Here is a 21,280-nt window from a genome sequence, read left to right as displayed (position 1 = left end):
CCGCTTATGGATGAAGATCAGTTCCGCGCGGTCTATCACGAAATCAATGAAAACCGTTGCGTATTTGAAAAAGCCATCAACAACCGCCGCTGCGATTGCAGCCGCAAAAACCGCTTCCTGCTGGCCACACGGGAAGGCGTTGGTTGCCGTTCGCCCGCCAGCCTCGCCAATTGCGCCGTTTTCCTCGACACCCTGCGGCAAAACTCGCGCTTCGCCCTGCACGAAACTTTCATCGATGGCCCGTTGCCGCACAACAAGGAATTGAAGGTGCAGGCAGGCGGTGCCTTGGCGTTGCAATTGGAGCTGTTTCCAGCGCTGGCGGGTGAAAAGACGGTGCAGGACCTTTATGAATTGATCAACATCGGCCTGTCAAAATACAGTAACATTGCCGACTTCCCGTATGGCGAACTGGTCAGGGGCGTCGTCCACTACGAAAGCCGCCCGAAACGCGGCAAATAACTACCCAGGTGATTAATGGATCGTTTTCCCATCTTCCTCAATCTGCATGGCCGCCGTTGCCTGGTCGTGGGTGGCGGAAAAGTCGCCGAGCGTAAGGTCGACAGCCTGTTGAAGGCGGGCGCGCATGTCACCCTGGTTTCCCCGGAAATCACGGCTGAAATGTGCCTCACCATCGACCAGCAGAATGTCGTCTGGTTAGCCCGCGAATTCACGGACAACGACGCCGAAGGCCATTTCCTGATCATCGCCGCCACCAATAGCGACAGGGTGAATGCGCATATCGCCGCCCTGGCGGACAAGCGCAATATCCCGGTCAACGTCGTGGATGACCAATCGCTGTGCAGTTTCATCGTGCCTTCGATCGTTGACCGTTCACCTGTCATGGTTGCAGTTTCCACCGGCGGCGCTTCCCCGGTGCTGGCGCGGCAATTGCGGATGCGGCTGGAAACCATGATTTCCTCCAGTTGCGGCCAGCTTGCCAGCATCACGGAAGAATACCGCGACATCGTGAAAAAGCGCCTGCCGGAAGAGCAGCGCAAAAGCTTCTGGGAACAGGCGCTGAAAGGCCCGTTCGCCGAGCTGGTGTACGCAGGCCACGAAGAGGACGCCCGCCGCCTGCTGGAAGAAATGCTTGACCAGTACCCATCCGGGCACCGCATCGGCGAAGTGTATCTGGTCGGCGCAGGCCCCGGCGACCCGGATCTGCTCACCTTCAAGGCATTACGCCTGATGCAGCAGGCGGACGTGATGGTGTATGACCGGCTGGTTTCCAAGTCGATCCTGGACATGGCCAACCAAAACGCTGAACGCATCTACGTCGGCAAGGAAAAAGCCAACCACGCAGTCCCACAAGATAAAATCAACGACCTGCTGGTGGATCTCGCCAAACAGGGCAAACGCGTCCTGCGCCTCAAGGGCGGCGACCCATTCATTTTCGGGCGCGGCGGCGAGGAAATCGAAACGCTGGCGGAAAACGGCATCCCGTTCCAGGTGGTGCCGGGCATTACGGCGGCGTCCGGCTGCTCGTCCTACGCAGGCATTCCGCTGACCCACCGTGATTATGCGCAATCCTGCACCTTCGCCACCGGCCACTTGAAGGATGGCACCATCGGCCTGAACTGGACGCAGCTTGCCCAGCCCAATCAGACCGTGGTGTTTTACATGGGCCTGACCGGCATCGAAGTGATCAGCCAGAAATTGCAGGAATATGGCCGTTCCGGCGACACGCCTGCCGCGCTGGTCGAACAGGGCACCACCCGCAACCAGCGTGTGCATATCGGCACCATCGCCACCCTGCCGCAACTGGTGCGGGACAGCGGAGTCCGCGCCCCTACCCTGACCATTGTCGGCGAAGTCGTGAACTTGCATGAGAAACTCCACTGGTATGAACCGCAACGCCATGTCATCGCCAGTGAATTCAGCCGCAATACGCCTGTGGAGGCTTAAGACATGACGGAAACCCGCATCAGCATTGAAACTTTCAAACAAAACCTGCAACCGGACTTTCGGCATGGCGGCGGCATGGGCGAGCTGGGCAGCTGCGCCGAGGCCGAACCTTTCGCCCTGCAAGTCACCGACGACAGCATGGAGCCGGAATTCGCCAAGGGTTGCATCATCCTCATCGACCCAACCGGCATCGCGCGTGATGGCGCTTATGTGTTCGCCGTGGATTACCAAGGTGAATATATCTTTCGCCAGTTGCGCATCATTGATGGCAGGCACATCCTGGCTGCGCTTAACGAAAACTACCCATTCATCGAAATCAGCGGCCTGGATCGTGTCGAGGGCGTCATTACTCAGCGCGCCGGGAAACGCCGCTCTTACCACAAACGGTATGACCAATGACCATTATGTACGGCATCAGCAACTGTGACACGGTGAAAAAAGCCCGCGCCTGGCTGGAAGGGCGCGGCATTGCCTATACCTTCCATGACTTCCGCAAGGATGGCCTCAACCCGGTATGGCTGCGTGAATGGACAGCGGAATTTGGCTGGGAAACACTGGTCAACAAACGCGGCTCCACCTGGCGCAACCTGCCGGAAGAAACCCGCGAGAACATGGACGAAACCCTGGCGCTGGTTGTGATGGAGGAAACCCCTTCCATTATCAAGCGCCCGTTACTGGATTTGGGGACACGGCATGTTGTCGGCTTCTCACCAGACGCCTACCGCCAATTGTTCCAGAATTAAACCCCACCGGATTCACACCCACTATGTCTGCGACCCTCAAGCTTGCTGTCGACCTGATTTCCCGCCCTTCCGTCACGCCACTGGATGAAGGCTGCCAACAATTGCTGGCCGAACGCCTGGCTCCCCTCGGCTTTGTGGCCGAGCACATGCGCTTTGGGGACGTGGACAACCTGTGGCTGCGGCGCGGCACAACATCCCCGGTATTTTGCTTCGCTGGCCATACCGACGTGGTGCCCACTGGCCCGCTGGACGCCTGGGACAGCCCTCCGTTCCAACCGGAAATCCGTGACGGGATGTTGTACGGGCGTGGCGCGGCGGATATGAAAGGCAGCATTGCAGCTTTCGTGGTCGCCGCCGAAACCTTTGTGCGCGAACACCCGCACCACCAAGGCTCGATTGCGTTCCTGATCACCAGCGATGAGGAAGGCCCTTCCATCAATGGCACGGTCAAGGTGGTGGAGGCGTTGGAAAAACGCAATGAAAAAATCGACTGGTGTTTGGTTGGCGAACCTTCCAGCACCTGCTGTGTCGGTGATGTCGTCAAAAACGGGCGGCGGGGTTCCCTCAACGGCATCCTGACCGTAATCGGCCAGCAAGGGCACGTCGCTTACCCGCATCTGGCGGACAATCCCATCCACCGCGCCGCACCGGCCTTGGCAGAGCTGGCGGGCATGGAATGGGATAAAGGCAACGAATTTTTCCCCCCCACCAGTTTCCAAATATCCAACATCCATGGCGGGACAGGGGCGAACAATGTCATCCCCGGCACAGTGACAGCGGAATTTAACTTTCGCTTTTCAACCGAACAGACGGATGCCGGTTTACGTGAACAGGTGGGAGCGATCCTCCAGCAACACAAGCTGCGCTACGATCTGGCCTGGACACTTTCTGGCAACCCCTTCCTCACAACACGCGGGGCGCTGGTGGACGCAGGCATCGAAGCCATTGGCAGTGTCAACGGGCAGGAAACGGAATTGTCGACCTCAGGCGGCACCTCAGATGGACGCTTCATTGCACCAACCGGAGCCCAAGTTATGGAACTTGGCCCGGTCAATAAAACTATCCACAAAGTGAATGAATGCGTTTCAGTGGCGGATCTCGAGGCACTGACAATTATTTACCGAAAAATCCTGGAACGCCTGCTCTGAGGTGTATCAGGCAGAAATGCCCACACCTCATGATAAACCTGAATATAGGTAAACTTATTTGAAAGTCTTGCGCGGACGGCCACGCTTTCGTTGGGTGATCTGGCCTTCCTCAAGTTCTGCATTCGCCCACTCTGTCAGGCTTTTGTGGATATGCTCTGCAACGATTTGCAGGCGGTCTTCCAAAGCGGCGCGGTAAAAGGCTTCACGCTGCTCGCTCATGCGCAAAGATTCACGCAACTCACGCACATCTTCTTTGTATTTGTTGTCGAGCTCGTCCAATTGATGCCGCAGCAGATTGACCTTATTACTGAGCTCATCCCTGATTTTACGCTTTTCCTCGGCCGCCTGCGCCCTGACCTCGGCTAGCGTGCTGGACGTCGCGCCTTTGGGCCGACCTCGCCCGCGTTTGTTACCTATTTCCTCTGGCTGCATGGGTTTATATCCTATTTCGTTGTTCTGGCTTTTGGCCTCCAACCCCATCATGTTGGACATTCCATTTGAATATTCAGCAGTTCTCACTGTTTCTCCCTTCCAAGAACACACCTGGTTGTTGCCTGGTACCGACCTTAAATAAATATTATCTGAGTAAATATTCTACATTTCAATATGATATTTCAAATTTATGGAAAAATAAATAATTTTATCTATATTTCCAACATGAAATTATCTTAATCACATGGAATAGCCAGTATTTTTCTTGGACCATCCCTCACAAGTGAGGCTAGGTTACACTTTTCTGTGTTACGGTTTCAATGAAAAATGCATTCCTGTAAGGGATATTTTCGATTGAGTCTGCTTGAGGAGTATGCGATGTTAGCGTCCTTTAAATGCTGCACGGAAAGCATGAGAACCCGATTACAACAACATTTCATTCACTGTGTATTAATAAGCCTGTCGTGCAGCCCCCTGGTCGTATTCGCCCAAACTGAGTGGATGACATGCCCGGCGACAGAAGCCCCTCTTACTGAAGTTCAGCGCCCCTCCAGCCTCCCCCCGCAAGCCGTTTATATTGAAGCCGACACCGCGTTGTTCCGCGCCCAAGGCGTCTCGACCATGACGGGCAATGTGCAAATATCCCAAGCTGGCAAGGCTCTCCGGGCCGACACCGCCAGTTATGAGCAACCGGCAGGCATTGTCAGCGGCAGCGGCAATGTCAACTTCAACAGCGACAAAATGCGCGCACAAAGCAGCGAACTCCATTACAACCTGCTGCAAGATACTGGCGAAATGCAAAATGCCGAGTACCAGTTAAACCAGGCGGATGGGCGCGGCTTCAGCAAGCATGTCGTGCAGGAAACGCCAGACCTGACCCGGTTGGAAAACTCCACTTATACGACATGTCCGGCAGGCAGCCAGGACTGGACCTTGAACGCCTCATCCATCAAGCTGGACCATAAGCAGGAACAGGGCACGGCCCGCAACGCCACACTGAAAATCCGCAATGTCCCCGTGTTGTACTTGCCGTATTTTTCCTTTCCGTTGACGGATGCGCGCAAGTCTGGCTTCCTGTGGCCAAGCATCGGCACGAATGAGCGTTCCGGCCTGCAATTGAGCACGCCGTATTATTTCAACCTTGCACCCAATTATGATTTGACCCTGACGCCGACCCTATTAGGGCGACGTGGCCTGCAATTGGGCGGTGAATTCCGTTACCTGACGGAAAAGCGCAAGGGCTCAATGTCCTACGTGCTGCTGCCAAATGACCGCACCAGCGACAAGAGCAACCGCTATTATTTCAAGGTGCAAAACGACACCCGCCTGGGTGAGCTCTCCAGCCTGTCGTGGCAGGCTGAAGGGGTGTCAGACGACCAGTATTTCGTCGACCTTGGCAACTCCCTGGAGGCAACCAGTGTCGTTAACCTGGAACGGCGGCTGGAATACCGGACTGCTGGTGAAAACTGGTCGTTTTCCGGCCTAATGCAAAACTATCAGGTGCTGGATGGGGGCGTTGCGCCCCATGCGCGGCTACCGCAATTGCTGCTGCGCTACCGCCCGCCACAAAAAGGCAATGGCCTGAACCTGAGCGCCGAAACCGAATTCACCAACTTTTCCAGAAGCAACACCGAAACCAACGGCACCCGGTTGGACTTCACCACCCGTGCCAGCAAAAAATTCTCCACCAACGCCGCCTATATCAAACCATCCCTCACCTTGCACCATACCGAGTATAAGCTGGATGACGCCGCCGGAACCCGCATCACGCGCACCTTGCCCACCGCCAGCTTGGATACGGGCCTGTTCTTTGAACGCAATATAAAGGACGGGCGTTATGTCCAGACGCTGGAGCCGCGCCTGTTTTATACCTACACGCCTTATCGTGACCAAAGCAATATTCCAGTGTTCGACTCCTCCGAACGCAGCTTGAATTACGACCGTCTGTTTGCCGAAAACCGCTTCACGGGCAAAGACCGCATTGGCGACGCCAACCGCCTGTCCGCCTCCCTCACCAGCCGCGTGCAATCACCAGAAGATGGGCGCGAGCTGTTCCGCGCCAGTATTGGGCAAATGTATTATTTTGATGACCGCAAGGTCACCTTGCCTGGGGAATCGCCATCATTGGGCGACCGTTCAGAGATCGTCATGGAGGCTGCCGGTGAAATCAACCCGCGCACCCGTTTGAGCAGCACGGCCTATTGGGACAGCGACACCAAAACCTTCAATGCTGGCGAAGCGCACATCCATTATAAGGATGACAAACAACGCATCCTCAACGTCGGCTACGCCCAACGCAAGAATGACTTCAAGTCGGCCAGCCTGTCATTTTCGGTTCCGGTCAACCCGCGCTGGAAAGCGATCGGTGCCTGGGAGCATGACCTGCAAAATAACCGTGACCTGGAAACGGTGATCGGTGCAGAATATGAAAGCTGCTGCTGGAAAACCCGTGTCGCCAGCCGTAACTACCTGCTTCCCGACAACACCACCCGTGACAACGCGGTGTTTGTCGAACTGGAATTGAAAGGGCTGGGCAACTTTGGCAGCGGGACCCGTGACCTGCTGCAAGACCGCGTTTACGGATATGAATAAAGCAAACTTTCACCCACTCGTGTACACAACCCTGCTGGCCCTTGCGCTCGCCATCCAGCCTGTGCGTGCTGACAACGGCGTCCCGCTTGACCAGATCGCCGCCATTGTCAACAGCGATGCCGTCATGTTGAGCGAAGCCCGCCAGCGGGCGGCGGTGCTGCGCGCCTCCAGCCAAGCGGCGGCAAGCCTTTCCCCACAGGCGCTGCTGAAACTGGCGGTTGACAACCTGATCATGGAACGCCTGCAAATGCAGAAAGCGGAAACCGCTGGCATCCAGATCGATGACGTCACCCTCAACAAAGCGATTGAAACCATCGCCCAGCAGAACAAACTGAGCATGCCCGCTTTCCAGCAAGCATTGCAGAAGGAAGGCATCAATTATGCTGAATTCCGCGAGCAAACCCGCCGCAAATTGATGGCGGATGCGCTGCGCAAGCGTGAATTGCGCAACCGGGTAAAAGCAGCCGAAGGGGAAAATGAGGCGCTAATCGAGCAACAGTACCAATCATGGTTGCTGGAGTTGCGCAATGACGCCTATATCGAATACCGCATCCCGGTTGAAACCAACAACAGCCTGAGATTGCGCTGACCCATGGCCAAGCGCCAACGGATCGCCATCACGGCGGGTGAGCCTGCCGGTATTGGCCCTGACATCATCCTGCAATTATTGCAAGGACGGCAATGGCCGACAGACTTGGTGGTCATCGCCGACCCTGCCATCCTGCGCGAGCGAGCCAACCAGCTGCAACTCAGCATCCGGTTGCGCCCCTATTCCCCAGACATTGGTTTGCAGACGCCCTGTGAGGCGGGGGAATGCTTTGTCCTGCCGGTCGCTTGCGCCGAACCCGTTGAAGCAGGCGTGCTGAATCCGGCGAACGCGGAATATGTCCTGCAAACCCTGCGGCGGGCGGCGGCGGGCTGCATGAGCGGTGAGTTTGCCGCAATGGTGACCGCACCGCTGCATAAAGGCGTCATCAATGAAGCAGGCGTCCCCTTTACAGGCCACACGGAATTTCTTGCGGAACTGACCGGCGCGCCGTTGCCGGTGATGATGCTGACGGCGGATAAGCTGCGGGTGGCCCTGGCCACCACACATACGCCCTTGCACCGGGTCAGCAGCCTGATAACCCAGGAACTGCTCCTGCAAGTGCTGGAAATCCTTCATCAAGACTTGCAGAAAAAATTCGCCATCCCCAACCCGCACATCCTGGTATGTGGGTTGAACCCGCATGCAGGCGAAGGCGGCCATCTGGGCACGGAAGAATTGGACGTCATCATCCCCATCATCCAGCGCCTGCAACAACAAGGCATGAGCCTGACCGGCCCATTGCCTGCTGATACCTTATTTACCCCCCGCAACCTGCAGAACGCCGATGCGGTATTGGCCATGTACCATGACCAAGGGCTACCGGTGCTCAAGCATGTTGGCTTCGGTAAGGCCATCAATATCACACTGGGCTTACCCATCATCCGGACTTCGGTCGATCATGGCACGGCGCTGGACTTGGCGGGAACAGGAGGGGCGGAAACTGGCAGTTTGCGGGAAGCCATTGATTTGGCGGTGCAGCTTGGCAAGAATCAGGCATAAAAAAGGGCGCCCTGAAGGACGCCCAACCGCTAGGAGGGTATAGCCAGTACCTTTCACTCGTACTGGCTGCACCTTCCTGGCAAGACAGACGGCCTATTGGTCGCTATCAAAATAATCTTGGTTCAAGATTATCTTAGCTGTGTTAGAATATAATTAAATGCTAATTCATATTTTGGAACAAAGCAAGCAACTTGCTGAAGGTTTATGTCATGTCCAACAAACAACAATTTCTAGTCGTTCTAGCCCTGGTTGCAGGCCTTGCCTTGATTTGGTTCCTCAAACAGGATCCCGCCATCAACCAGTTGAATGGCGTGTTAAAAACGGATGTGGAATTGCAGGCTTACCCTTATCAGTTCCATGCCTTGAAAGTGGAAAATGGCATCGCCACCCTGAGCAGCCCACGCTCGCCTGAAGTCTCCGTCTTGCATTTCTTCAACATCGCCAAGCCTAACCTGGACACCAACAATCCTGACAGCCCGGCCATGATCGCCGCCCAGAAAGAACTGGCGCATGTGCAAGAAAAAGCCGGGAAGCTGGCGAAAGCGCAACCCGGCATCCAGGAAGTGCGCTGGGAAATCGACCGTAGCTGGTACGCCAGCCATGGCCTCATTGTGGAGTGATGACCGGATGTCCAGCCAACAGCAACGCCAGCTCCAACATTTCATCCCATAGCCTTTGTGGGTGGCGGGAAACCGCCTGCCCTACGCCCTTGCTGTGCCGGTCAAGCTGCGCTGCCTGCGCAAACAAGCGCGGCCAGTCCGCCGCCATCATCCGCCGCAAAGCGTTCTGGAACATTGCCTGACGAGGCTTCGGCATCCGCACCAACAAGGGCTGAATGGACAAATTGTTGCGTATATTGCCACAAGCGGCATAAAGCTGGCGCAACAAGTCGGAAAGTGTCCAAACCAGCAACGGGGCAGCCGTATCCTCCTCCTGCAAAACCAGCATCACATGGCGGATGCGGCGCACATCCTGCGACAGGATGGCGTCAGCAAGATCAAATGCACTGAAGCGGGAACTGTCCGCCACCACGGTCATGATGCTTTCCGCTGTCAGCGGCTGGCTACCATAAAGCAACACAAGCTTGCCAATTTCCTGCACTGCCGCCAGTAAATTGCCCTCCACCCGTTCAGCCAGGTAACGCACCGCCTCATTGTCGGGCTGCAAGCCAGCCGCACGCATCCGCCGCGCTATCCAGGCCTGGGTTTGCGCAGGGGACAAATCCCATACCTGCACCAATACGCCCTGCTGTTCAATCTTCTTTACCCAAGCGGAACTTTTACAGGCTTTATCCAACCGCCCGGATTGGATCAGCAATAACTTGTCAACAGGCATAAAATCCAGGTAATGTTGCAGGGCCTTGACACCGGATTGACCTGCTTTACAGGTCGGCATCCGTACATCCAGCAACTTCCGGTCAGCGAACAGGGACAATGCGCCAGCTGCGTCATACAGCACGCCCCAGTCAAACTGGGTGTCGATGTTCAGCACCTCCCGCTCGCTAAAGCCTTGTTGCTGTGCGGCTTTGCGGATGGCGTCCGCCGTTTCCATGACCTGAAGCGGCTCATCGCCTGCAATCAGATAAACCGGCGCAAGGGAGAGGCGTAAATGTTCTTCTATCTGTTCGGCGCGGACTTGCATAGACGATAACAGCTATCAAAAGGAAAATACTAACATACTGGTTTTTTTAAGTTGCTTTTGTTTAGAATCCGCCCCTTAATAACATCATCCTGCGGCTACTCACAAATAAACTATGAGAATTATCCAGCTTTACCCCAAAGCACAGATTACAGCCCTGCTATTATTGCTGGCTGTTGCCCTGTTCATTTCCACCGCCCAGGCTGAAACCAGCGAGGCGGACAGTTTCTGCCAAGTGCAGGTGCTTGCTCCAGCCAGTTACCGCACCATCGCCCAGCCTGTCACCGTCACTGAACCCAGCGCTTCGTATATCACGACGCCTGTACAGATGGGCGCTGGCGAACGCAAGGTAAAAGTGGCGGACGCCTATGTGGAGTATGAAATCACTCCCCCTGTATTCAATGAGGTCACTGAAACCATTGAAGTGGAGCGTGAACGTGTCGAGGTCGAAACATTGCCCGCCACCTACCGCACTGAAACCAAGCGCATCAAGATCAAGGAAGCCACCCAACGCTGGAACCCGGCCTGCCCACAGGTATTGGCTGGCGGCGACAACCAGGTTCCTTCCAATTGCCTGATTAATGTCCCAGCCGAATACACAGAAATCAGCTGCCAAGTCGTCGACATGCCTGCCCGCACCGTCAAAAAAATCATTCCCGCCCGGACGGAAACCGTGACCCGCAAAGTGTTGGCAGAGCCCGCCAAAATAGTGCGCAAGGAAATTCCCGCCGAATATGCCAGCCTCAAACTGGCCCGCGTGGAACAGCCCGCCAGGCTCACAGCCGAGCAGCGGCCAGCAGAAACCCAAAGCCTTCCGACCTTGCAGAAAATACGCCCAGAACGCATCGTGCAAATGCCTGCATTATGCGAAGCTACCCTCAGTCCGGGAAAAATCCTACAATTGCAGACCAGCCTGCAACAGCAAGGCTATTACCAAGCGGCGCTTGACGGCCTGTTGGGGCCGGAAACCCGCGCCGCCTTGACTCGCTACCAGGAAGACAACCAGCTTGCCGTTGGGGCCATCACCCTGGAAACCTTACAAAAACTACAGCTTCAATAGAGACCGGCCCGCGTTTCCTGCTACACTCTTGCCACCTGAAAAATATTAGAAACCAAAGGAGTCATAACCATGTCAGAGCAGACCGGCATCCTGATCGGCAAGGGTGAAGAGAAAGTTTTCCTCAATCCGCGCTTCGCCAACCGTCACGGCCTGATTGCAGGCGCTACTGGCACGGGCAAAACCATTTCCCTGCAAATTCTGGCGGAAGGCTTTGCACGTATTGGCGTGCCGGTCTTTATGGCCGACATCAAAGGGGATCTGACCGGCATCGCCGCAGCCGGAACCGCCAACCCCAAAGTTGATGAGCGCGTACAAAAAATCGGCATCGACGGTTTCAAATTCGCCAGCTGCCCAACCATCATTTGGGATTTGTCCGGCGAACGTGGCCACCCGGTGCGCGCCACCATTTCTGATATGGGGCCGGTGCTGCTCGCCCGCTTGCTGGATCTGAATGACACACAGGAAGGCGTGCTCAATATCGCCTTCAAATTTGCTGATGACCAAGGCATGTTATTGCTGGATCTCAAGGATTTGCGTTCCATCCTTCAATATCTGGGTGAAAACAGCCGGGAGTTCAGCAACACCTATGGCAATGTCAGCTCCGCCTCCGTTGGCGCGATCCAACGCCAGTTGCTGGTGTTGGAACAGCAAGGTGCAGACAAGTTTTTTGGCGAACCGGCGCTGGATTTGTGGGACTTCATCCGCACCGGCGCAGGCGGCTATGGCAACGTCAATATCCTTGCCGCCGACCGGCTGATCAATACGCCGCGCTTATACTCCACCTTCCTGCTATGGCTGCTGGCGGAATTGTTTGAAGACCTGCCCGAAGTTGGCGACCTTGACAAGCCGCGCCTGGTGTTTTTCTTTGATGAAGCCCATTTGCTGTTCGACGATGCCCCCAAGGCGCTGGTCGACAAAGTGGAACAGGTCGTCAAGCTGATCCGCTCCAAAGGCGTCGGCATCTATTTCATCACCCAAAACCCGCTGGACATACCGGACTCCGTACTTGGCCAACTTGGCAACCGCATCCAGCATGCGTTGCGTGCCTTTACGCCACGCGACCAGAAAGCTGTGCGGACGGCGGCGGACACCTTCCGCCAAAACCCGAACCTGAACACAGCCGAAACCATCATGCAGATGGAAGTGGGGGAAGCGCTGGTTTCAGTGCTGGAAGACAAGGGCATTCCCAGCATGGTGCAACGCGTCCTGATCCGCCCCCCGGAATCCCGGATTGGCCCGCTCACGGAGGCGGAACGCGCCGACTTGCTGCGCGCCAGCCCATTTGCGGGCCGCTATGACGCCATGGTTGACCGTGAATCAGCCTATGAATTGCTGCAGAAACGCGCCGCCGCCGCCGCTGAAGAAGCCGCTGCCATAAAAGCACAAGCGGAAGCCGATAAAGAAGCCCGGCGCACAGCCCGCAGCCGTCCGCGCGAGCCTGACAGCCTGTTGGACAGCATTGGTGAAACCATGCTCAAGAATGCGGTCAAAGCGGCAACCTCCAGCGCCGGACGCCGGATCGGCACCCAACTCGTGCGCGGCATCCTCGGCTCATTGTTCAAGGGGCGCTAAACAAACCCCTATCCCCAATTTTCACGCCGAATTGCTGCATATCGCCGCAGTTCGGTGTAGAATGCCGTCCTTTTCTGGGTATTTTGGAACAAAAGGCGGAATTCAATGGCAACCATGCTTTTGCTCAACGGGCCAAACCTGAACCTGCTGGGAAAACGTGAACCCGGCCATTACGGCAGCCTTACCCTCGCAGAAATCGAAGCCCGCCTGACCGCAGCGGCGAACCAGCAGCAACACACCCTGCTATGTTTTCAGAGCAACTCAGAAGGCGCATTGGTCGACCGCATCCACCATGCCATGGACGAGCAGGTCGATTACATCCTGATCAATCCAGGTGCCTATACCCACACCAGCATCGCATTGCGTGACGCTTTGCTGGGAGTTGCCATACCTTTCATCGAAATACACCTGTCCAATGTGCACCGGCGGGAGGCTTTCCGCCATCACTCATACTTTTCCGATGTCGCCGATGGCGTGATCCTGGGATTTGGCGCATTGGGCTATGAACTCGCACTGTATGCCGCTATACAGAAACTCAGTAAACACGACCGAGCATTAACCCATGATGGACGTCCGTAAAATACAAAAACTGATCAGCCTGCTGGAAGGCAGCGATGTCGCAGAAATCGAAATCAAGGAAGGGGAAGATTCCGTCCGCATCAGCCGGATCAACTCCGGCATGATGATGGCGGCTCCAGCGCCGCAGCAGTTCTTTGCGCCAACGATGGCGGTCCCTATGGCTGCAACCGCCCCCACCCCAACGGCGGCACCTATCGAAGCCGCCGCCCCAATTGCTGGGCATACCGTCGAATCCCCGATGGTGGGCACGTTTTACCGTGCATCCTCCCCTACCGCCAAGCCGTTTGTTGAAGTTGGCCAGAGCGTCAAGGTTGGCGATACGTTATGCATCATAGAAGCGATGAAAATGCTCAACCAAATCCAGTCTGACAAGGCTGGCGCCATCAAGGCGATCCTGGTTGAGAATGAACAGCCGGTCGAATTTGGCCAGCCGCTGTTTATCGTTGAGTAAAGTTCGTGATTGGGTAAAGCACCCTGTAGGTAAGGAAATGTTAAAAAAAGTACTGATCGCAAACCGGGGTGAAATTGCCCTGCGCATTTTGCGCGCCTGCCGCGAACTCGGCATCAAGACTGTTGCTGTCCACTCCACTGCCGACCGTGAATTGAAGCATGTGCGGCTGGCAGATGAATCGGTCTGCATCGGGCCGCCCCGTTCCATCGACAGTTACCTGAATATCCCCGCCATCATCAGTGCTGCGGAAGTGACCGGGGCTGACGCTATCCACCCTGGCTACGGCTTTCTGTCAGAAAACGCCGATTTTGCCGAACGGGTGGAGTCCAGCGGTTTCATTTTCATCGGCCCACGCGCAGAAACCATCCGCCTGATGGGCGACAAAATTTCCGCCAAGGAAGCGATGCTGGCTGCTGGCGTGCCTTGCGTCCCAGGTTCCGAAGGCGGCACGCCAGATGAACCGGAAGAAATCCTGAAGATGGGTGCGCGCATCGGTTATCCGCTGATTGTCAAGGCGACCGGCGGTGGCGGCGGGCGCGGCATGCGCGTCGTTTACGGCCCTGATGAGCTGGTGGGCGCGGTCGCCATGACCCGCGCCGAAGCCAAGACTGCTTTTGGCAATGACGTGGTGTTCATGGAAAAATTCCTCCAGCATCCGCGCCATATTGAGTTGCAGGTGTTGGCAGATTCCTACGGCAACGCCATCCACCTGTGCGAACGCGACTGCTCCATGCAACGGCGCAACCAGAAAGTGGTGGAAGAAGCTCCAGCCCCCGGCATTACCCCGGAACAGCGCGCCCGCATCGGCCAACAGGTCACGGCAGCTTGCCGCCGTATTGGCTACCGTGGCGCTGGCACATTCGAGTTCCTGTACGAGAACGGCGAATTCTACTTCATTGAAATGAACACCCGTTTGCAAGTGGAACATCCGGTCACGGAATTGATCACGGGCGTGGACTTGGTCAAGCAACAACTGTTGATCGCTGCTGGCGAAAAACTGATGCTCCAACAAGCAGACATCATGCCTCATGGCCATGCCATCGAATGCCGCATCAATGCGGAAGACCCCCAAACCTTCGCGCCTTCGCCAGGCAAAATTACCCGCTATCACGCGCCGGGCGGGCTGGGCGTGCGGGTCGACTCACACATTTACACCGATTACAGCGTCCCGCCTTACTACGACTCCATGATCGGCAAACTGATTGTGCATGGCGAAGACCGCGCCACCGCCATTTGCCGCATGCACGGCGCACTCAGCGAAATGCTGGTGGAAGGCATCAAGACCAATATTCCATTGCAAACCCGCATCATGGAAGACCCCGCGTTTCAGGCAGGCGGTGCAGACATCCATTACCTCGAAAAAATGCTGGGGATGAAATGAGCTGGCGGCAACTGGTCTGCCACGCCACCTCCCGTTTCCAGGACGAGATCGTGGGGCAAATGGAAGCCGCCGACGCGGTTTCCATCACTTGGCAGGATGCGGAGGACGACCCGATACTGGAGCCGCTCCCCGGTGAAATGCGCCTGTGGGACAATCTGGTCATCACCGCCCTGTATGAGGAAGACGCCGATCTTGACCCCCTGCTGTTGACATTGGAGGTTCGCAAGACGGACTGGCGGATAACCTCCTTGACGGTGGAAACGGTCGAAGACCAGCCTTGGGAGCGCGCCTGGATGGACAGCTTCCAGCCAATGTGCTTCGGCAAACGTTTGTGGATTTATCCAAGCTGGCATGAGCTGCCGGATGACAGCAGCATAAAGCTCCTGCTTGACCCCGGCCTTGCTTTCGGCACTGGCACCCATCCGACCACAGCCTTGTGCCTGGAATGGTTGGATGGGCAGGAATTGGTTGGCAAAGAAGTGCTGGATTACGGTTGCGGCTCCGGCATCCTGGCCATTGCCGCCCTTAAGCTGGGGGCAAACTTGGCGGTTGGCGTGGATATTGACCCACAGGCGCTACAGGCCACCCACGACAATGCGGAACGCAATGGCGTCCAGCCCGTCTCGCTGCCAGTCTATTTCCCGCAGGACTTGCCCGACCGGCAATATGACATCGTCATGGCGAACATTCTGGCTGGCCCATTACAGGAACTTGCCCCTGCCCTGCTGGCCGCCTTGCGACCTGGTGGACATTTGGTCTTATCCGGCATTCTGGCGGAACAGGCGGACGGCATCCGTCATACCTATCAGGCAGTGTTAAACAATTTTGCTATCGCACAGAAAGAAGGTTGGATCAGGGTAACGGGCACTCGCCGTTAGTGCACCCGTTAATCTGCCTTTTTTGCATGCAAATATTTGTCGGTGTTATTTTCTACACCATCAAATGTGAATTCCTACAATATAACAACTAGAATAAAGTGATCACACAGATGGCGTGGAGTCATGTATACACAGTGTAACCACTGCAACGCGATTTTTCGCGTCACAATGAAGGAACTGACCGCTGCACAAGGCCTATTGCGTTGCGGTGAATGTGACACCATTTTTGACGCCATGAAAACTTTAAGCCCCACACTTCCTGAAGAGCGCCGCTTTGCGCCATTGGGAGTTGCGACACCCGCGCCATTGCCCCTCCCATCAGAAGAAGAATCCAGCACAAAATTTTCTTTGCCACGGTTCAATTGGCGATTTTTATCGGGCAAACAGAAAAGCCTTCCCAGAAAAGCAAAAATTTCCACTTCTTCCCAATCCACCCATTCACCATCAAGCTCACGCAATTTCCTGTATATTGGAATTGTCGCCTTGAGTTTGCTCCTGTTGCTGCAACTCCTGTATACCAGCCGGGATTGGCTAGCCCAACAGCCCATAACATCAGCATTCGCCCATCAAGCTTGCGCCATACTGGGTTGCGACATCACCATTCCACGCGATATCCGCAAGATCAACCTCTTAAGCCGGAATGTCTATTCACACCCAAACACCCCCAATGTCCTGACCGTTAGCGCATCCATTCAAAATGATGCGGCTTTTCCCCAAATTTACCCCCTGATTGAAATCAGTTTCCTGGACAAACAGGATAAAGTTCTCGCCCTGCGTCGTTTTCCGCCTACCGAATATATCCATGAATACGCAGGCCAACTGATGCCGGTTGGCGTTCCTAAAGAACTGTTGCTGAACATTTCAGACCCTGGTGATGAAGCTGTCCGCTTCCGGTTCCGCTTCATGTAAATAAAAAGAGGGAGAATCGGTATAAATTTGACGATAGATCTGCAAATGATCGAGGAAAGTTATGTGTATTCTGAGCAATTCTGCTAAAATGCGCCGCGCAAATTATTGGTCAGTATCACAAACGACAAGTTGTCAACAACGAACAACATTGACCATCGCCACTTAACTTGTTGGAGACAAAAATGGCAACCGACAATGTCGCCTATCTGAGAAGAAAATCTGCACTGCCTGTTGAAGGCATTGAACCTTACATCCCCGAACCCGGTGAAGAATACATGAACGAAAAGCAACTTGAGCATTTTCGTAATATTCTGGTCGCCTGGAAAAAATCCCTGATGGAGGAAGTCGACCGCACCGTTGACCACATGAAGGAAGACGCAACGAACTTTTCTGATCCGGCGGATCGTGCAACTCAAGAAGAAGAATTTGCACTGGAATTGCGCGCCCGTGACCGTGAGCGCAAACTGATCCGCAAGATTGAAAAAACCATCACCCGGCTGGATGAGGGTGACTACGGTTACTGCGATGCTTGCGGCATTGAAATCGGCCTGCAACGGTTGGAAGTCCGCCCGACGGCTGAACTTTGCATTGATTGCAAGACCACCCAAGAAATCAAAGAAAAGCAGATGGCGGTCTGACCGTCCCGAAGCCTTTGCATATTGTTGGCAGATTCGCGCCCTCCCCCACTGGCCCCCTGCACTTTGGTTCCTTGGTTGCAGCAACCGCCAGTTATCTGGCGGCGCGACAAGCAAAAGGGGAATGGCTACTCCGCATTGAAGACATTGACAAGCCGCGCGAGCAGCCGGGTGCCGCCGATAGGATCATCCGGACACTAAACGCTTACGGCTTTGAATGGGACAGGGAGATTCTTTATCAAAGCCACCGCTTGCACGCCTACCACGAAGCGATTTCCCGCCTGCACCAGCATACCTACGCCTGTGCCTGCTCCCGAAAGGATCTCCTGATGCATGGACGCATGGGCGCATTTGGGATCATTTATCCCGGCTCCTGCCGTCACAAACCCTCGACACACCTTCCCCAGCAGCATTCCATCCGTTTACGCACCCATAACGACCCTATCTGTTTTACCGATAGAATCCAGGGAGAATATTGCCAGCGGCTGGAAAGTGAGGTTGGGGATTTTGTCATTTTGAGGGCCGATGGCCTGTTTGCCTACCAGCTTGCGGTGGTGGTGGATGATGCCTTCCAGGGAGTCAACCAGATAGTGCGTGGAGCTGACCTATTGGACAATACGCCCCGGCAAATCTGGCTACAACACTTGTTGGGCTTCCCGCAACCCGACTATGCGCATGCACCGCTGGTGCTGAATGAACTAGGCCAGAAACTAAGCAAGCAAAACCTGGCCCCAGCCATTGGGTCACAAGATTGCCTACAGCAGCTAGTGGCCAGCCTGCACTTTTTGAAACAACCTTGCCCAGACTCCAGCGAATTCAGCAACCTGACAGAATTATGGGGCTGGGCGATAGCACACTGGGACATGACAAAAATTAGCAAGGCGCAAACATGAGCATGACAGGAAACAATTGGCGTATTTTTCCTCGCTGGATGATGGAGGAACATGAAATCGATATCCACTTCATTGCCCTGTTATCGACTGGGCGGGCGGCGGAAGTCACAGAACGGGTTCAGCGAGAACCGGCGACCATGCAAGTTCTGCTGGCCCTATTGGGGGACGAACGGACAGCGTTAAGCGTCCGCATCGGGATTGGGGTGGTGATGGAAGATCTGGCGGGATCAAACCTGCTGCAACAGCAAGTGGATATGCTAGGCAAACTCAGCCAGCACAAGGATCATCGGGTTCGGGCTGATGCTTGCCATTACCTAGGGCTGACTTACGATGCAGGGGCGCTCCCTTTCCTGCAAAACGCTTTACAAGACCCCGATGCTGAAGTTCGGGAAGTGGCGGAAGAAGCGTTAGAAATCGCGCAAGGTTGACCCGTCAGGGCGGGGAGGTTTCCCTGCGAACCGCCGCGCTGTCTGAGCGTAGCGAGTTTCGCAAGGTTCGCAGGGAAACCTCCCCGCCCTGACCTGCCCCAAATGCTTACGTGGGATAACCAGCCAAATGGTTGATGGCCTCAGCGAGGTTGATGTCCTTCTGTGTAATGCCGCCAGCGTCATGAGTGGTGAGGCTGATGGCCACGGTTTTGTAGACATTGCACCATTCGGGGTGGTGGTTCATGCGTTCGGCGACCAATGCAACCTGGGACATAAAGCCGAAAGCTTCCACAAAATCGTTAAAATTGAGGACCCGATGCAGCTTGCCTTCACGCAACACCCATCCGGGCAAACCTTCAAGGATAACGGCGAGCGCATCGTCGGTAAGTTTTTCAATCATGTACTGCTCCCAGTAATACGACCGCATGGGCGGCAATGCCTTCTTTGCGGCCAGTGAAGCCCAGCTTTTCCGTGGTGGTGGCCTTGACGTTCACCTGCCCAACATGGCACCCGAGATCAGCCGCGATATGGGTGCGCATGGCCGGGATATGCGGCATCATTTTCGGGGCTTGGGCGATTATGGTGCTATCAAGATTGATGACGCCATAGCCCTTGCTTTTCACCAAACCATACACATGACGCAGCAAAATGCGGCTATCAATGCCCTCATATTCGGCTGAGGTGTCAGGGAAGTGCTGCCCGATGTCACCCAACGCCAGTGCGCCCAACAAGGCGTCACAAATGGCGTGCAACAAGACATCGCCATCAGAGTGCGCCTTGAAGGCGTGGGTATGGGGGATACCGACACCGCCCAGCACAATGTGGTCGCCCTGTGTAAACGCGTGCACATCGTAGCCATGACCGATCCGCATCATGAGGAAGTTTCCTTGGCCTGCTTGCCCAAAACTTTGGCGCTCATGAAACTGCCCAGGTAAAGGGCGGCGCTCAACGCCAGCATAAGGTAACCGTAAAGCTGTTCAAGCGGGCTTACGGCATACCAGACGCCCAGGGTGGCGTATACCAGCGAAATCAGGATAGCGTGGACACTGCTGGAAATACGCCCGTGCAGGATGCCGCGCACCAAATACAGCAACGGGGCAAGCAGGATCAACAGCTCCAACCAACGCGGCATGTGCTGAATTGGTGTCAACCAACCATTCCAGAGAATAATCCAGGCAATCAGCCCGAGCAGGCCGCCAACCGACAGCGTGCGCCACAGAAGTAACAGTTTCATAGTTTATGCGCCAATTGGGCCAAACGTTTGCCAAGCGCGCTGCACAGACGCCTTTCCTCATCCGTCAGCGGACGGGAATTGTCGCTGCCAGCAACATGCGAAGGCCCATAAGGCGTGCCGCCGCTTTGGGTGCTGATCAGGTCGGCTTCTGCATAAGGCAGGCCGGTAATGAGCATGCCATGGTGCAGAAGCGGCAGCATCATTGACAACAACGTGCTTTCCTGCCCGCCGTGCAAGCTGGAAGTGGAGGTGAACACCCCGGCAGGCTTCCCCACCAAGCTACCGGACAGCCACAAGCTGCTGGTCTTTTCCAGAAAATGCTTGAGCGGGGCGGCCATATTGCCGAAGCGGCCAGGGCTGCCCAACGCCAGCGCGTCACAAGCTTTCAGCTCATCCAGCGTCACATAAGGGGCACCATTGTCGGGTATGCTGTCGGCCACCGCTTCACATATCTCGGAAACTTCCGGGACGGTGCGCAATATGGCGACGCTATCCGGCACACTTTCCACGCCGCGTGCAAGCTGCTGCGCCATCTTCGCAACGGAGCCGTGGCGGCTGTAATACAGGATCAAGACCGTTTTCATAGGAGGTCGAGCACCTTTTCAGGCGGACGCCCCAATATAGCCTTGCCATCCTTGACCACAATTGGGCGTTCAATCAAACGCGGATGCTCCGCCATCGCCTGGATCAGCTGCTCACGGGTCAGCGCCGGATTATCCAACTGGAGCGCGCTGTATTCAGCTTCCGCTGTGCGCATCAACTGGCGCGGCTGCAAGCCAAGCATGTCGAGCAAACTGCCCAGGGTGGCCGCATCAGGCGGGGTTTCGAGATATTTCACGATAGTGGGTATAACGCCCTCACTTTCCAACAATTCCAGTGTTTGACGGGATTTGGAGCAGCGCGGATTGTGGTAGATAGTGACCGAATCGCTCATAAATGCCTCCTTGGTTTGCCGAGCAATCTAACGGGATGTTCACCGGCACGCAAGTGGCGGAAAAAGTTTTAGTACAGACCGAAGACAATCAAATAAATATATGGTATATAAATACCGACTGCATCACAGCAAGAACGAAATGAAAACAATAATGGAGTGTCGTTCATGAATCCCAATGACAGGGGGAAAGACAACCTGTCGCAGCAACAGGCCACCGGCATTAACCTGTGATTCATCAAGATTATTCAAATAATATACGAATCATATAAATTAGCTGAAA

Annotated in this window: 26 protein-coding genes and 1 pseudogene; 20 read left to right on the top strand and 7 right to left on the bottom strand. The window is 55.4% G+C overall.

The window, feature by feature from the left end:
* The first annotated feature begins 6 nt into the window (after window positions 1-6).
* From VSS37_RS18345 to dapE, 5 genes are read left to right on the top strand one after another with little or no spacing between them, the layout of a single operon-like run.
* The gene (locus VSS37_RS18345; RefSeq protein WP_324697532.1) at window positions 7-459 is read left to right on the top strand and encodes a hypothetical protein; all 453 of its coding nucleotides are present in this window, start codon (window positions 7-9) and stop codon (window positions 457-459) included.
* Between the two features lie 15 nt (window positions 460-474).
* Window positions 475-1,905 (top strand): siroheme synthase CysG, encoded by a 1,431-nt coding sequence (gene cysG / locus VSS37_RS18340; RefSeq protein WP_324697530.1) that lies wholly within the window; start codon window positions 475-477, stop codon window positions 1,903-1,905.
* Window positions 1,906-1,908: 3 nt separating this feature from the next.
* A complete protein-coding gene (locus tag VSS37_RS18335; RefSeq protein ID WP_324697527.1) occupies window positions 1,909-2,304 on the top strand; it encodes a S24 family peptidase in 396 nt (131 codons plus the stop codon).
* Window positions 2,301-2,648 carry an ArsC family reductase gene (locus VSS37_RS18330; RefSeq protein ID WP_324697526.1) on the top strand — a complete coding sequence of 116 codons (348 nt, stop codon included), beginning with the start codon at window positions 2,301-2,303 and terminating at the stop codon, window positions 2,646-2,648. Before VSS37_RS18335 ends, VSS37_RS18330 begins: the two co-directional genes overlap by 4 nt.
* A 23-nt stretch (window positions 2,649-2,671) precedes the next feature.
* Window positions 2,672-3,796 carry a succinyl-diaminopimelate desuccinylase gene (gene dapE / locus VSS37_RS18325; protein WP_324697524.1) on the top strand — a complete coding sequence of 375 codons (1,125 nt, stop codon included), beginning with the start codon at window positions 2,672-2,674 and terminating at the stop codon, window positions 3,794-3,796.
* A 54-nt stretch (window positions 3,797-3,850) separates the two neighbouring features.
* Here dapE and VSS37_RS18320 read toward each other — a convergent pair whose 3' ends face one another.
* Window positions 3,851-4,228, bottom strand: coding sequence for a DNA-binding protein (locus VSS37_RS18320; protein WP_324697523.1), 378 nt, complete (start codon window positions 4,226-4,228; stop codon window positions 3,851-3,853).
* A gap of 411 nt (window positions 4,229-4,639) precedes the next feature.
* On the opposite strand from VSS37_RS18320, the gene VSS37_RS18315 reads away from it, so the two are divergent.
* From VSS37_RS18315 to VSS37_RS18300, 4 genes are all read left to right on the top strand, one after another.
* Entirely contained in the window at window positions 4,640-6,820 is a 2,181-nt protein-coding gene (locus tag VSS37_RS18315) for an LPS-assembly protein LptD (RefSeq protein WP_324697521.1), read from the top strand.
* On the top strand, window positions 6,813-7,409 hold the full coding sequence (locus tag VSS37_RS18310) for a SurA N-terminal domain-containing protein (RefSeq protein WP_324697520.1): 597 nt from the start codon (window positions 6,813-6,815) through the stop codon (window positions 7,407-7,409). The genes VSS37_RS18315 and VSS37_RS18310 overlap by 8 nt, the downstream gene beginning before the upstream one ends.
* A 3-nt stretch (window positions 7,410-7,412) precedes the next feature.
* Complete coding sequence (pdxA, locus tag VSS37_RS18305) at window positions 7,413-8,408, top strand: 4-hydroxythreonine-4-phosphate dehydrogenase PdxA (protein WP_324697518.1); 996 nt, start codon at window positions 7,413-7,415, stop codon at window positions 8,406-8,408.
* A gap of 209 nt (window positions 8,409-8,617) precedes the next feature.
* Window positions 8,618-9,028 (top strand): hypothetical protein, encoded by a 411-nt coding sequence (locus tag VSS37_RS18300; protein ID WP_324697516.1) that lies wholly within the window; start codon window positions 8,618-8,620, stop codon window positions 9,026-9,028.
* Here the strand turns inward: VSS37_RS18300 and holA are convergent.
* Window positions 9,015-10,049, bottom strand: coding sequence for a DNA polymerase III subunit delta (gene holA, locus VSS37_RS18295; protein WP_324697514.1), 1,035 nt, complete (start codon window positions 10,047-10,049; stop codon window positions 9,015-9,017). The two genes, VSS37_RS18300 and holA, sit on opposite strands and share 14 nt — an antisense overlap.
* Window positions 10,050-10,161: 112 nt before the next feature.
* On the opposite strand from holA, the gene VSS37_RS18290 reads away from it, so the two are divergent.
* From VSS37_RS18290 to VSS37_RS18240, 11 genes and pseudogenes are all read left to right on the top strand, one after another.
* Window positions 10,162-11,106, top strand: coding sequence for a peptidoglycan-binding domain-containing protein (locus tag VSS37_RS18290; protein ID WP_324697512.1), 945 nt, complete (start codon window positions 10,162-10,164; stop codon window positions 11,104-11,106).
* Window positions 11,107-11,175: 69 nt separating this feature from the next.
* On the top strand, window positions 11,176-12,678 hold the full coding sequence (locus tag VSS37_RS18285; protein ID WP_324697510.1) for a helicase HerA-like domain-containing protein: 1,503 nt from the start codon (window positions 11,176-11,178) through the stop codon (window positions 12,676-12,678).
* Between the two features lie 105 nt (window positions 12,679-12,783).
* A complete protein-coding gene (aroQ, locus tag VSS37_RS18280; RefSeq protein WP_324697508.1) occupies window positions 12,784-13,257 on the top strand; it encodes a type II 3-dehydroquinate dehydratase in 474 nt (157 codons plus the stop codon).
* A complete protein-coding gene (gene accB, locus VSS37_RS18275; RefSeq protein WP_375339153.1) occupies window positions 13,241-13,708 on the top strand; it encodes an acetyl-CoA carboxylase biotin carboxyl carrier protein in 468 nt (155 codons plus the stop codon). Before aroQ ends, accB begins: the two co-directional genes overlap by 17 nt.
* A 37-nt stretch (window positions 13,709-13,745) precedes the next feature.
* Window positions 13,746-15,089 (top strand): acetyl-CoA carboxylase biotin carboxylase subunit, encoded by a 1,344-nt coding sequence (gene accC / locus VSS37_RS18270; protein ID WP_324697505.1) that lies wholly within the window; start codon window positions 13,746-13,748, stop codon window positions 15,087-15,089.
* Window positions 15,086-15,967 carry a 50S ribosomal protein L11 methyltransferase gene (gene prmA, locus VSS37_RS18265; RefSeq protein WP_324697504.1) on the top strand — a complete coding sequence of 294 codons (882 nt, stop codon included), beginning with the start codon at window positions 15,086-15,088 and terminating at the stop codon, window positions 15,965-15,967. Before accC ends, prmA begins: the two co-directional genes overlap by 4 nt.
* 123 nt (window positions 15,968-16,090) lie before the next feature.
* Window positions 16,091-16,150, top strand: a pseudogene (locus tag VSS37_RS21885) (MJ0042-type zinc finger domain-containing protein); the annotation flags it as partial.
* Between the two features lie 300 nt (window positions 16,151-16,450).
* Complete coding sequence (locus VSS37_RS18255) at window positions 16,451-16,876, top strand: DUF3426 domain-containing protein (protein ID WP_324697502.1); 426 nt, start codon at window positions 16,451-16,453, stop codon at window positions 16,874-16,876.
* A gap of 182 nt (window positions 16,877-17,058) precedes the next feature.
* Window positions 17,059-17,514 carry an RNA polymerase-binding protein DksA gene (gene dksA / locus VSS37_RS18250; RefSeq protein ID WP_324697501.1) on the top strand — a complete coding sequence of 152 codons (456 nt, stop codon included), beginning with the start codon at window positions 17,059-17,061 and terminating at the stop codon, window positions 17,512-17,514.
* Window positions 17,469-18,404: a tRNA glutamyl-Q(34) synthetase GluQRS gene (gluQRS, locus tag VSS37_RS18245; RefSeq protein WP_324697499.1), complete on the top strand. Its 936-nt coding sequence runs from the start codon at window positions 17,469-17,471 to the stop codon at window positions 18,402-18,404. Before dksA ends, gluQRS begins: the two co-directional genes overlap by 46 nt.
* Window positions 18,401-18,832, top strand: a complete 432-nt coding sequence (locus VSS37_RS18240) for a HEAT repeat domain-containing protein (RefSeq protein WP_324697498.1) — start codon at window positions 18,401-18,403, stop codon at window positions 18,830-18,832. The genes gluQRS and VSS37_RS18240 overlap by 4 nt, the downstream gene beginning before the upstream one ends.
* Before the next feature lie 106 nt (window positions 18,833-18,938).
* Here VSS37_RS18240 and VSS37_RS18235 read toward each other — a convergent pair whose 3' ends face one another.
* From VSS37_RS18235 to arsC, 5 genes are read right to left on the bottom strand one after another with little or no spacing between them, the layout of a single operon-like run.
* Window positions 18,939-19,232 (bottom strand): 4a-hydroxytetrahydrobiopterin dehydratase, encoded by a 294-nt coding sequence (locus VSS37_RS18235; protein ID WP_324697497.1) that lies wholly within the window; start codon window positions 19,230-19,232, stop codon window positions 18,939-18,941.
* Window positions 19,225-19,704 (bottom strand): 2-C-methyl-D-erythritol 2,4-cyclodiphosphate synthase, encoded by a 480-nt coding sequence (ispF, locus tag VSS37_RS18230; protein ID WP_324697599.1) that lies wholly within the window; start codon window positions 19,702-19,704, stop codon window positions 19,225-19,227. Before ispF ends, VSS37_RS18235 begins: the two co-directional genes overlap by 8 nt.
* Window positions 19,704-20,066: a DUF2069 domain-containing protein gene (locus VSS37_RS18225; protein ID WP_324697495.1), complete on the bottom strand. Its 363-nt coding sequence runs from the start codon at window positions 20,064-20,066 to the stop codon at window positions 19,704-19,706. Before VSS37_RS18225 ends, ispF begins: the two co-directional genes overlap by 1 nt.
* Window positions 20,063-20,650 carry an NAD(P)H:quinone oxidoreductase gene (gene wrbA, locus VSS37_RS18220; protein WP_324697493.1) on the bottom strand — a complete coding sequence of 196 codons (588 nt, stop codon included), beginning with the start codon at window positions 20,648-20,650 and terminating at the stop codon, window positions 20,063-20,065. Before wrbA ends, VSS37_RS18225 begins: the two co-directional genes overlap by 4 nt.
* Entirely contained in the window at window positions 20,647-21,000 is a 354-nt protein-coding gene (gene arsC / locus VSS37_RS18215) for an arsenate reductase (glutaredoxin) (RefSeq protein ID WP_324697491.1), read from the bottom strand. The genes wrbA and arsC overlap by 4 nt, the downstream gene beginning before the upstream one ends.
* Between the last annotated feature and the right edge of the window lie 280 nt (window positions 21,001-21,280).

Origin of the sequence: Candidatus Thiothrix phosphatis (assembly GCF_035668035.1) — a bacterium.
GTDB lineage: Bacteria > Pseudomonadota > Gammaproteobacteria > Thiotrichales > Thiotrichaceae > Thiothrix > Thiothrix phosphatis.
This window is presented reverse-complemented; position numbering and strand designations above follow the sequence as displayed.

Bases quoted from the DNA above. Each gene is read 5' to 3' on its own strand.
- VSS37_RS18345 (WP_324697532.1), top strand. From the start codon at position 7: ATGGATGAAGATCAGTTCCGCGCGGTCTATCACGAAATCAATGAAAAC.
- cysG (WP_324697530.1), top strand. From the start codon at position 475: ATGGATCGTTTTCCCATCTTCCTCAATCTGCATGGCCGCCGTTGCCTG.
- VSS37_RS18335 (WP_324697527.1), top strand. From the start codon at position 1,909: ATGACGGAAACCCGCATCAGCATTGAAACTTTCAAACAAAACCTGCAA.
- VSS37_RS18330 (WP_324697526.1), top strand. From the start codon at position 2,301: ATGACCATTATGTACGGCATCAGCAACTGTGACACGGTGAAAAAAGCC.
- dapE (WP_324697524.1), top strand. From the start codon at position 2,672: ATGTCTGCGACCCTCAAGCTTGCTGTCGACCTGATTTCCCGCCCTTCC.
- VSS37_RS18320 (WP_324697523.1), bottom strand. From the start codon at position 4,228: ATGCAGCCAGAGGAAATAGGTAACAAACGCGGGCGAGGTCGGCCCAAA.
- VSS37_RS18315 (WP_324697521.1), top strand. From the start codon at position 4,640: ATGAGAACCCGATTACAACAACATTTCATTCACTGTGTATTAATAAGC.
- VSS37_RS18310 (WP_324697520.1), top strand. From the start codon at position 6,813: ATGAATAAAGCAAACTTTCACCCACTCGTGTACACAACCCTGCTGGCC.
- pdxA (WP_324697518.1), top strand. From the start codon at position 7,413: ATGGCCAAGCGCCAACGGATCGCCATCACGGCGGGTGAGCCTGCCGGT.
- VSS37_RS18300 (WP_324697516.1), top strand. From the start codon at position 8,618: ATGTCCAACAAACAACAATTTCTAGTCGTTCTAGCCCTGGTTGCAGGC.
- holA (WP_324697514.1), bottom strand. From the start codon at position 10,049: ATGCAAGTCCGCGCCGAACAGATAGAAGAACATTTACGCCTCTCCCTT.
- VSS37_RS18290 (WP_324697512.1), top strand. From the start codon at position 10,162: ATGAGAATTATCCAGCTTTACCCCAAAGCACAGATTACAGCCCTGCTA.
- VSS37_RS18285 (WP_324697510.1), top strand. From the start codon at position 11,176: ATGTCAGAGCAGACCGGCATCCTGATCGGCAAGGGTGAAGAGAAAGTT.
- aroQ (WP_324697508.1), top strand. From the start codon at position 12,784: ATGGCAACCATGCTTTTGCTCAACGGGCCAAACCTGAACCTGCTGGGA.
- accB (WP_375339153.1), top strand. From the start codon at position 13,241: ATGATGGACGTCCGTAAAATACAAAAACTGATCAGCCTGCTGGAAGGC.
- accC (WP_324697505.1), top strand. From the start codon at position 13,746: ATGTTAAAAAAAGTACTGATCGCAAACCGGGGTGAAATTGCCCTGCGC.
- prmA (WP_324697504.1), top strand. From the start codon at position 15,086: ATGAGCTGGCGGCAACTGGTCTGCCACGCCACCTCCCGTTTCCAGGAC.
- dksA (WP_324697501.1), top strand. From the start codon at position 17,059: ATGGCAACCGACAATGTCGCCTATCTGAGAAGAAAATCTGCACTGCCT.
- VSS37_RS18240 (WP_324697498.1), top strand. From the start codon at position 18,401: ATGAGCATGACAGGAAACAATTGGCGTATTTTTCCTCGCTGGATGATG.
- VSS37_RS18235 (WP_324697497.1), bottom strand. From the start codon at position 19,232: ATGATTGAAAAACTTACCGACGATGCGCTCGCCGTTATCCTTGAAGGT.
- ispF (WP_324697599.1), bottom strand. From the start codon at position 19,704: ATGCGGATCGGTCATGGCTACGATGTGCACGCGTTTACACAGGGCGAC.
- VSS37_RS18225 (WP_324697495.1), bottom strand. From the start codon at position 20,066: ATGAAACTGTTACTTCTGTGGCGCACGCTGTCGGTTGGCGGCCTGCTC.
- wrbA (WP_324697493.1), bottom strand. From the start codon at position 20,650: ATGAAAACGGTCTTGATCCTGTATTACAGCCGCCACGGCTCCGTTGCG.
- arsC (WP_324697491.1), bottom strand. From the start codon at position 21,000: ATGAGCGATTCGGTCACTATCTACCACAATCCGCGCTGCTCCAAATCC.